General features: G+C 49.7%; 8 protein-coding genes. 2 read left to right on the top strand and 6 right to left on the bottom strand.

The features are described 5' to 3' along the window. Positions 1-55: 55 nt before the first annotated feature. The gene (locus tag AWQ22_RS14685) at positions 56-529 is read right to left on the bottom strand and encodes a nitrate reductase associated protein (RefSeq protein ID WP_065711577.1); all 474 of its coding nucleotides are present in this window, start codon (positions 527-529) and stop codon (positions 56-58) included. 102 nt (positions 530-631) lie between these two features. Further along, positions 632-2,056 (bottom strand): cysteine--tRNA ligase, encoded by a 1,425-nt coding sequence (gene cysS, locus AWQ22_RS14680; RefSeq protein WP_065711754.1) that lies wholly within the window; start codon positions 2,054-2,056, stop codon positions 632-634. Between the two features lie 157 nt (positions 2,057-2,213). On the opposite strand from cysS, the gene AWQ22_RS14675 reads away from it, so the two are divergent. Beyond that, positions 2,214-3,851, top strand: coding sequence for a VWA domain-containing protein (locus AWQ22_RS14675; protein WP_065711576.1), 1,638 nt, complete (start codon positions 2,214-2,216; stop codon positions 3,849-3,851). 130 nt (positions 3,852-3,981) lie between these two features. Then, positions 3,982-4,359 carry a hypothetical protein gene (locus AWQ22_RS14670; RefSeq protein WP_065711575.1) on the top strand — a complete coding sequence of 126 codons (378 nt, stop codon included), beginning with the start codon at positions 3,982-3,984 and terminating at the stop codon, positions 4,357-4,359. Positions 4,360-4,465: 106 nt separating this feature from the next. Here AWQ22_RS14670 and AWQ22_RS14665 read toward each other — a convergent pair whose 3' ends face one another. From AWQ22_RS14665 to AWQ22_RS14650, 4 genes are all read right to left on the bottom strand, one after another. Beyond that, positions 4,466-6,292, bottom strand: a complete 1,827-nt coding sequence (locus AWQ22_RS14665; protein WP_232321570.1) for an EAL domain-containing protein — start codon at positions 6,290-6,292, stop codon at positions 4,466-4,468. A gap of 369 nt (positions 6,293-6,661) precedes the next feature. Further along, on the bottom strand, positions 6,662-7,513 hold the full coding sequence (locus AWQ22_RS14660; protein ID WP_030008065.1) for a sulfite exporter TauE/SafE family protein: 852 nt from the start codon (positions 7,511-7,513) through the stop codon (positions 6,662-6,664). Positions 7,514-7,567: 54 nt separating this feature from the next. Then, positions 7,568-8,104 (bottom strand): rhodanese-like domain-containing protein, encoded by a 537-nt coding sequence (locus AWQ22_RS14655; protein WP_065711574.1) that lies wholly within the window; start codon positions 8,102-8,104, stop codon positions 7,568-7,570. Between the two features lie 72 nt (positions 8,105-8,176). Continuing rightward, positions 8,177-8,857, bottom strand: a complete 681-nt coding sequence (locus AWQ22_RS14650; RefSeq protein ID WP_065711573.1) for an MBL fold metallo-hydrolase — start codon at positions 8,855-8,857, stop codon at positions 8,177-8,179. Between the last annotated feature and the right edge of the window lie 42 nt (positions 8,858-8,899).

Here is an 8,899-nt window from a genome sequence, read left to right as displayed (position 1 = left end):
CGTGATTGATCCTACAAAATAGACGGGAACAGGGGGTTGGGCTTTTCAATGTAGCTCAATTTTTCTCAGTGTGAACCCCTGGCAACACCCCAAATTCTCGTAGAGCAGGGACAAAGTTGTGGTTTTCGTGACTGGGGCGACTCAGCTTCAGTAGGGCAAACCGTTGCAGGGGTGTTAAATTTTGCCATTGATCGAGAGTCATTTCTACGTTGCAACTGCGGGCTTTTTCAAGCACTTGGGCGGGAATTTCCGTTTGTAGCCAAGGGGGATTTGGGTCAATGGCTAGGACTTTGGCTGGTGTGCCAGTTTTCTCTGTAATCAGACCTTGGAGTGTTTCGTGGTAAAGCTGCACCTCAGCAGGGGTTTCACAGGGCATCTGAATCAATTGCGTTTTTTCGGCCTCTGTGAGTTTGTGCCAATGGTCGAGTTTCATTTTGACGCCGCAGGTATCGAGTTTGTAGCGCATGATCATCGGAATGCAGCGCAGCGATGCAATGAAGTCCTGCTCGAACCCAAAAAAATCTGTCATGGGATTTTGCCTCAGTGAAAATATATATCATCATGTTGGGTTAGCTTGGGGATTTACATCCCCCTAAATCCCTCTTATGAAGAGGGACTAAGAGTTCTTTTTTTACTCCCGGTGCCACTCAGTAATGCCGCCTGGTTTGTCCACCAGCACAATTCCTTTTTCGGTGAGTAAATCCCGGAGGCGATCGCCTTCTGCATAGTTTTTATTGGCGCGGGCGTCTTTACGCTGTTGGATCAAGTCTTCAATTTCAGCATCGGTTAAACCAGCGGCCTGTTGCTTTGTTTCCGGGACAAAACCGAGGATATCGGCCAATTCCTTAAGGGTGAGCCAGAGGGAGGCGAGAATTTGCGGATTTTGCTGAAGTTTACCTTCGTGGACGAGGATATTCCTTTCTTTTTTCAGTTCCTTCGCCAATTCAAAAAGAATCGCCAGTCCACCGGAAAAATTGAGATCATTGTCAACAATCGCTTTAAATTTCGCCAGGATGCCCTTGTCCGCAGTGATATTGTTCGTATCCAAATGTTCTGCCCCAAATAGCAGCGCATCATTAAGGGTTTCCCAGCCCTTGGTCGCAGCGGTGAGGGCTTCGTCGGTGAAATCCAGGGGCTTGGTGTAGTGGGCCTGGAGGATGAACAAACGCACGGCCATCGGGTCATATTTTTGCAGGAGGTCGCGGATCGTGATGAAGTTGCCGAGGGATTTGGACATTTTTTCCCCTTCCACCTTCACCATGCCATTGTGCAGCCAATATTTTGCTAAAGGCTGACCCGTTGCGGCTTCCGACTGGGCGATCTCGTTTTCGTGGTGCGGGAAAATCAAGTCACTGCCCCCCACATGGATATCAATGGTTTCCCCTAGGCGATCGCGCACCATCGCGGAACATTCAATGTGCCAACCGGGACGACCAGCACCCCAGGGAGAATCCCAGGCGGGTTCTCCTGCTTTGGCGGCTTTCCAGAGGGCAAAATCAAAGGGGTCATGTTTTTTCGGCGCATCGGGATCAGGATCTTCTGTGACGCGACCGCTGGCTCCTGCTTGCATATCGTCTAATTTGCGGCCAGAGAGTTTCCCATAGCCCTCAAATTTGCGCACCGCATAGTACACATCCCCCTGAGACGCATAGGCAAAACCCTGTTGTTCTAGGTCGTGGATCAGCTTTTGAATCCCATCTAAACTGTGGGTTGCCCTAGGATATTCATCGGCGGGTTGAATGTGGAGCGCTTCCATATCCTCGAAATAGGCTTCGATGAATTTTTCGGCGATCGCCCCCATGGAACTTTTTTCCGCCCGCGCCCGATTGAGAATTTTGTCGTCAATATCAGTGAAATTTTGGATGTAATGCACCTCATAGCCTGACCATTGCAAGTAACGTCGCACCACATCCCAGATCAAACAGGTGCGTGCGTGACCCAGGTGGCAATAGTCATATACCGTAATCCCACAGCAGTACATCCGCACCCGATTAGCTTCGAGGGGTTCAAAGGATTCAGAACGACGATGGAGGGTATTGTAAAGACTGAGGGACATTGGTAAGCACTGGCGTTGAGCGTGTTTCATTCTAACCCACGATTGCCCAGGGAATTCAATCCCCATTGACTCCTGCCGTTACAGTTTTTTGAACCTAGGCGATCGCCCCAAAAGACGGTGTTAGGTTGAAGGTAATTCTTCTCCTGGAGGTCAGCCCATGGCCACTTCATCATCTCGTAAACCGTTGTCCCAACGTTCCCTCACCCTCCTCCTCAGTGGTTGTTTGTTGGGGGGACAGATCCTTGCGGGTTGTCAGATGGCCTCCCAGAGAACTTCAGACACAGGGATGGATGCCATGGCCCCCCAAGTGGCAGAAACGGAGTCCATGCCGGTGATGCCTCCTCCCGATGGAGACATTCCCCAGGAAGCGCCAGATCTTTCCCAAGAAGATTACAACCTCATCCGCGATAATCCTTTCCAATTGGTGCGCACTGAACCGCTGTCTACCTTTGCCCTTGATGTAGACTCTGGGGCCTATAGTAATGTCAGGCGCTTTTTAGATGATGGTCAGCTTCCTCCCGCTGATGCGGTGCGCCTAGAGGAGATGATTAATTATTTCACCTATGACTATCCGGCTCCGGACGATCAACCCTTCGCCATTAGCACCGAACTCTCCCAAGCTCCTTGGCAACCCCAGCACCAACTCCTCCGCATTGGCATTAAGGGCCAAGAAATTGCAAATGAAGCCCTTCCCCCCAGCAATTTGGTGTTTCTCTTTGATGTGTCGGGGTCGATGAATGATCCCGATAAATTGCCGCTTCTCAAGTCAGCATTTCGGTTATTGGTGAACGAGTTGCGCCCAGAGGATCGCGTTTCCATTGTGGTGTATGCCGGGGCGGCAGGTTTAGTTTTGCCCTCGACGTCTGGGGCTGAAAAAGAAACCATTCTCGCGGCCTTGGATAACTTAGAAACAGGGGGTTCCACGGCGGGTGGTGAAGGGATTGAATTGGCTTACCAGGAAGCGGCGGAAAACTTTCTCGATAATGGCAACAACCGAATTATTCTGGCCACCGATGGGGATTTTAATGTGGGGATGTCCAGCGATGCAGAACTAATTCGTCTGATCGAACAAAAGCGGGAACAGGATATTTTTCTGACGGTGCTGGGCTTTGGTACAGGCAATCTCAAGGACGCCAAGATGGAGCAGCTCGCCAATAATGGCAATGGGAATTACGCTTACATCGACAACATCCTCGAAGCGAAAAAAGTGCTAGTGACGGAAATGGGTGGCACGCTTTTAACTTTGGCAAAGGATGTGAAAATTCAGGTGGAATTTAACCCGGCCCAGGTGCAGGCTTATCGTCTGTTGGGTTACGAAAATCGCCTGTTAGCGGCCCAGGATTTTAATGACGATACCAAAGATGCGGGGGAACTGGGCGCTGGCCATACGGTGACGGCCCTCTATGAAATTGTGCCAGTGGGCATTGATTCGCCCGTTGAGTTGCCGACGGTGGATGATTTGAAATACCAAGAAACGCAATCCAATTCGGGGAATTTTGCGGGGGAATTGCTGCAATTGAAGCTCCGCTATAAACCCCCCACTGGCGATAATTCGGCACTGATCACCCAGGCGATCGCCAATGACAGTACACCCCTAGATCAAGCCTCTCCAGATTTTCGGTTTGCGGCGGCGGTAGCGGAATTTGGGATGCTATTGCGGGACTCCCCCTACCGTGGCGAAAGTTCCTTTGATCAAGTTTTAGAACTGGCCCAGGGCAGCAAAGGAGCAGATCCCGAAGGCTATCGCAGTGAATTTATTCAACTGGTCAAAACGGCCCAAGCTTTGAAATTTTAAAGAAGAAGGCCGACGCAGTTTTTTGTTCTCCCGTAGGTTGTGGGTCAGGCGATCGCCAAGTGCATAGGGTCTGCCACCCGGCCACTACATAGCACCACGAAATGAAACATATCCTTCGGAGAACAGATCAATGAAAATCACACGACACACCATTGGCAAAGGTTTAATGCTTGGCACCATGATTTTAATGGGGAGTAGCTTTAGTGCTAACGCAGCGCCGCCACCCCCTAGCGGTTGCCCGACCGGCTGGGCCCCCCGTCCCCAGGAAGTCAATTTCCAGCTTGGCCCTTGCTTACCCGGTACCATTGCCACGCCTCTACCAAGTCCTCAGCAGGCTCAACCTAAACCTCTGACCTGCCCAGAAGGTTGGCAACCCCGGCCCCAGGAAGTAAATTTCCAGCTTGGCCCTTGTCTACCCGGTACTATTGTGACCCCGACTCCCCAACCCCAGGCAGAACTTCTCCTTCCTGCTATTCAAAAAATGCATTTGGGTCTGCCCGGAAGATAACTCACAAAAAACAAGATCACCATGGTGCTGTTTTCTGAAAACTTTGACCGGGGTGATCTTATTTCTTGATTTGATTTAAGCGAGTTCAAAGGAACAGTTCGGTGACCTAAGCAACATCCGTATAGGCTTCAAAATCCATAAAAGGAGAACTATAGGGCTCAAGATCCATGAAAGGAGAGCTCAAAAACTCCTCTGCTTTGATGGGACGACTAAACAAAAAGCCCTGGATTTCATCACAGTTAAATCGCGTCAAAAATTCCAACTCTCCCTCATCTTCAACCCCTTCAGCAACTACCTTAAGGTTGAGATTGTGGGCCATTTCAATAATTGCGGTGATAATTGTCGCATTAACACGGTTCCGATGAATCCCATGGATAAAGGAACGATCTAGCTTGAGGGTATCAAAGGAAAACTGCTGCAAATAGCTTAAAGAAGAATAACCCGTGCCAAAATCATCTAAAGCAATTTTCAAACCCAAAGACCGCAAGGCCTTTAAACGTCGTATCGATACTTCCCCATTGTTCACGAGGGTGCTTTCTGTCAATTCCAGTTGGATATCTTGGGGTTGCAATTGATTGTTGATAATAATTTGGCTGAGGCGATGGTGCAGATTGAGTTGGGTAAATTGTTTCGCCGAAAGATTAATCGACATATAAAAGTCCTTGAGGCCCGCCAGCTGCCAACGACGCAATTGGCAACAGGCTTCTTCCATGACATATTCCCCAATCGGGATGATTAAACCGGTTTCTTCGGCCAGGGAAATAAATTGATTGGGCAAAACCAAACCACGGGTTGGGTGAAACCAGCGTAAGAGGGCTTCGGCACCAACCACCTTGCCCGTTTGCAAGTTCATCTTCGGCTGGTAAACAACTTCGAGTTCGTTGCGTTCGAGAGCTTGCCGTAGGTCGGCTTCGAGGGAAACCGTATTCAAGCGGCCCACGTTCATTGCGACGGAATAGAAGGCGTGTTGATTGCCCCCTTGTTTTTGAACTCGCAACATGGCTGTGTGGGCATTACTGAGCAGTTCATCAAGGGTAATGCCATCTCTGATGTAAAGGGCAATGCCGATGCTGAGGCTGATAAAGACATCCTGTTGGTCTTCTGTGGTAAAGGGGGAGCTAAAGGCCGCGAGGATTTCTTCGGCAATGTTGACGACTTCGTGGCGATGTTCTAGGGGATGAAGAATCGCACAAAATTCTGAAGTGTTAAGACTAACGACAGTGCCGTATTTCTCTAAGGTTTGTTGTAGGCGATCGCCTACCTGCTTGAGTAAAGCGCTGACAATACCGTGGCCAAGGTATTCATTAAGGAGCTGAAAGCGGTCTAGACCAATGGAGAGAAGCGGAGTGGAGGGCACTGTCTCACTATCTTCTTGACCGAGGGGTAACTGTGCCACCACCTTTTCAAAAGCATAGGTAATCCTATTTTGATTCGGTAGACCGGTGAGACTATCTTTCTCGCTCAGTTGGTTTAACTGCTCGGAATAGTATTGTTTGACCTTGGAGTATTTGTTGAGACGTACTTCGACAGCCTTGAGGAGTTCTGCAGCTTGGATCGGTTTCATCAAATAATCATCGGCTCCGGATGCCATTCCCTGGCGGAGTTGCTGACCCTCTGCTTGGGCCGTCAAAAAAATGAAGGGAATCATTTCCGTTGCTTCCTGTTGCTGGAGCCGTGCCAAAACGTCATAACCACTCAAATGGGGCATCATCACATCACAGATGATGAGATCCGGGTGATATTCCTTGGCTGCCTGAATTCCTTTTTCACCATCACTCGCTTCGATAACGATGTAGCCAGCATTTGTAAGAATTCTTCGAGTCAGTTTACGGATAACGTAGTCGTCTTCAATGACGAGAATCGCCGTGATTTCTCCGGGATTTTGCAGGCCAGAGGAAACATCATTTTGGACGGAAAAGTTGTTAGGAGACATATTCACTCAGCATCTCAGGGCGTTGGTGGAACATTTTTTCGGGGAAAGAAACCAAGCTATTTGCCATCAGATAATTGGATGTTCGCTGTTTCTGTAAGGATGTTTTCTTTCATTAAGTGCCACAATCATTGCGCTGTAGATGCCAATTGCTATCTCAAAAACGTTGGAGGTTCGGGGTCAAACCTCGGACTAGCGGGGTGGCTACGCGCGAAAAATGTTGGCTCGCTTTAATTTTGGTTTATGAAAATCAAAGGCGTTATGTGTAGAAATGTAACACGGTGATGGGAAAAAAGTAAATCTGGGGTATCTACTCTAATTTTTTTCCGTGGAAAATTAAAACCAAAAGATTGCTTTCGCTAAGGGGATTGTCTATTTCTGTTGGGCGATCGCCACAGTCGTTTCGGGCAAGGTAGTCAACCGGGGTAGGCGATCGCGCTGTTGAAACAAAATAAAAGCCGCCACTGCCAAGAGAAAATACCCAAAGCCCTTTTGGAGTTGTTTTGCATTGAAATAGCGACCACTGTAGCCGCCGAGCAAAATTCCCAGGCTCGCCACAAAGGTAAAGTTCACCATCAGATGCCAATCAAAAACCACATCAGCCTGGCCAAAGTAACCCAGGAATCCGGCGATCGCATTCATCACAATAATCACCAGGGAAGTGCCCACCGCCTCTTTCATTTCCGTTTTACCGAGTAACACCAGGGCGGGCACAATCGCAAAGCCCCCACCAACTCCCACTAGCCCCGTCAAAATGCCAATCCCCAAACCTTCCGTGAGCAACCACAGCCAACAGTAACGGCACACCGGGGCCGGATAATCTTCAAGGTGTGGCTCATTTGCTTGGTGGGCGATCGCCTTGCCGCTTTTGCGAATCATAAAAATCGCCGCGATCAACATCATCACCGCAAACAGCAATAGCTGCACCGTCCCTGTGATGAAGGGTAACCGGGTTAACTGCGCCCCCAGGAAAGCCCCGACCATGGTCGCCGAGCCAAAAATCCCTGCTTTTTTCAAGTTAATATTCCCCTGTCGCCAGTGGGGCACCAAACCCACGGCACTGACAATGCCGACGATAAACAACGTCATGGCGATCGCACTTTTCGGGTCAACCCCCATCACATAGACCAAAATCGGCACCGCCAACACCGAACCACCGCCCCCCATCAAGCCCAGACTGATTCCAATACAAGCCGCTAAAAAATATCCCAAGAGCTGCATCATATCCTCCAAAAAAAAGCCCCCAGCAACTGTGGGGAGCAATGTCGTTCGTTAAATCTATTTGACTCGGTTGTAGGGGAGACGGGCCAAAATTTTCGCCATGCCGCAGAAGCCCGTAAAGCCCGCAAACATCAACCCAGAGCCGACAAATCCGGTGAGTAGCAAAAACCAAGGAGAGACAAACGCACTCAGTAATGTACCGACGAGGACTAGACCCCCGGCGACAATTTGCACCTGGCGCATCATCGGTAAAGGCGCTTTTTTATCTTCGTTGTAGGGCAAGTTAGCGCCCTTCCAGGCCGTAAATCCGCCGTCAAAATGGGCCACTTGGTAATAGCCTGCCGCAAAGAATAATTCTGCCGCCCGTCGGGAGCGATTGCCGCTTTGACAATAAAGGATCACATTTTTCGTTGTCTGGGGCACGGTGTCTACGGTCAAGCGAGACAGGGGAATATTTTGCGCCCCCGCCACGTGTTCTCTCGCGTATTCAGCCTGTTCGCGCACATCGAAAACGACGGTATTGGGAGAATTGACCTGGGTAGCAAACTCGGCGGGTGAAAGTTCAAGTAATTGTTGTTGTTGGGTAGTAGTCATTGCACTAAAAAAAATGGTGATGATTGGGTGTAATCCGAGACGAAAAATGGCTTGCTTGCCAGGAAAAAAGAGTTAAACATTGCCACAGGCTTGGTTTGCGGGCACTGCTTCCATAATCTTTTTCGGGTCGGGGAGATTGAGGTTATCCATCAGGTGAACAAAGGCTTGGCGATCGCCTTTGAGGCGGGGGTTAAATTGCTTTTCTTCAGCGATGGTCGAAACCATTTGCCCACGATAATCATGGCCCGGATAAACCAAGGTTTCGGGGGGTAAACGAAATAGTTTTTGAATCGAATCGTAGAGGGTGCCTGCATCACCACTCTGGAAGTCAGTGCGGCCACAGCCCCGGATAAACAAGGCATCCCCCGTGAATAGATGGGTGCCATTTGCTAAGAAAGCCATGTGACTATCGGTGTGTCCGGGGGTGGCGATCGCCTGAATTTCGATGGAACCGACCTTGAGCACGTCCCCATCGGCAACGGAACGATCCGCACAGGCGACTTCTGCCCCCTGGGGGACAATCCCCAAACAGTTCGTTTTTTCCCGGAGCCGACTCGTTCCCGTCACATGGTCAGCATGGACATGGGTTTCGAGACAATACTTTAACGTCAAACCCAGTTCTTGCAGAAGCTTAAGATCCCGCTCCACTTGCTCAATCACAGGGTCGATTAAGGCCGCCTCACCACTTTCTGGATCAGCCACAAGATAGGTGTAGGTATAGGTTTCGTAGTCAAAAAGTTGGCGAAAGAGCATGGTTCACAAAGACAGCAGCTGAGTGACTAAGCTGGTCGTTAA

The sequence above is a fragment of the Picosynechococcus sp. PCC 7117 genome (assembly GCF_001693275.1).
Lineage (GTDB): Bacteria > Cyanobacteriota > Cyanobacteriia > Cyanobacteriales > MRBY01 > MRBY01.
The sequence above is the reverse complement of the archived record's forward strand: the minus strand, read 5'-3'. Positions and strand labels throughout refer to the sequence as shown.

Bases quoted from the DNA above. Each gene is read 5' to 3' on its own strand.
- AWQ22_RS14685 (WP_065711577.1), bottom strand. From the start codon at position 529: ATGACAGATTTTTTTGGGTTCGAGCAGGACTTCATTGCATCGCTGCGC.
- cysS (WP_065711754.1), bottom strand. From the start codon at position 2,056: ATGTCCCTCAGTCTTTACAATACCCTCCATCGTCGTTCTGAATCCTTT.
- AWQ22_RS14675 (WP_065711576.1), top strand. From the start codon at position 2,214: ATGGCCACTTCATCATCTCGTAAACCGTTGTCCCAACGTTCCCTCACC.
- AWQ22_RS14670 (WP_065711575.1), top strand. From the start codon at position 3,982: ATGAAAATCACACGACACACCATTGGCAAAGGTTTAATGCTTGGCACC.
- AWQ22_RS14665 (WP_232321570.1), bottom strand. From the start codon at position 6,292: ATGTCTCCTAACAACTTTTCCGTCCAAAATGATGTTTCCTCTGGCCTG.
- AWQ22_RS14660 (WP_030008065.1), bottom strand. From the start codon at position 7,513: ATGATGCAGCTCTTGGGATATTTTTTAGCGGCTTGTATTGGAATCAGT.
- AWQ22_RS14655 (WP_065711574.1), bottom strand. From the start codon at position 8,104: ATGACTACTACCCAACAACAACAATTACTTGAACTTTCACCCGCCGAG.
- AWQ22_RS14650 (WP_065711573.1), bottom strand. From the start codon at position 8,857: ATGCTCTTTCGCCAACTTTTTGACTACGAAACCTATACCTACACCTAT.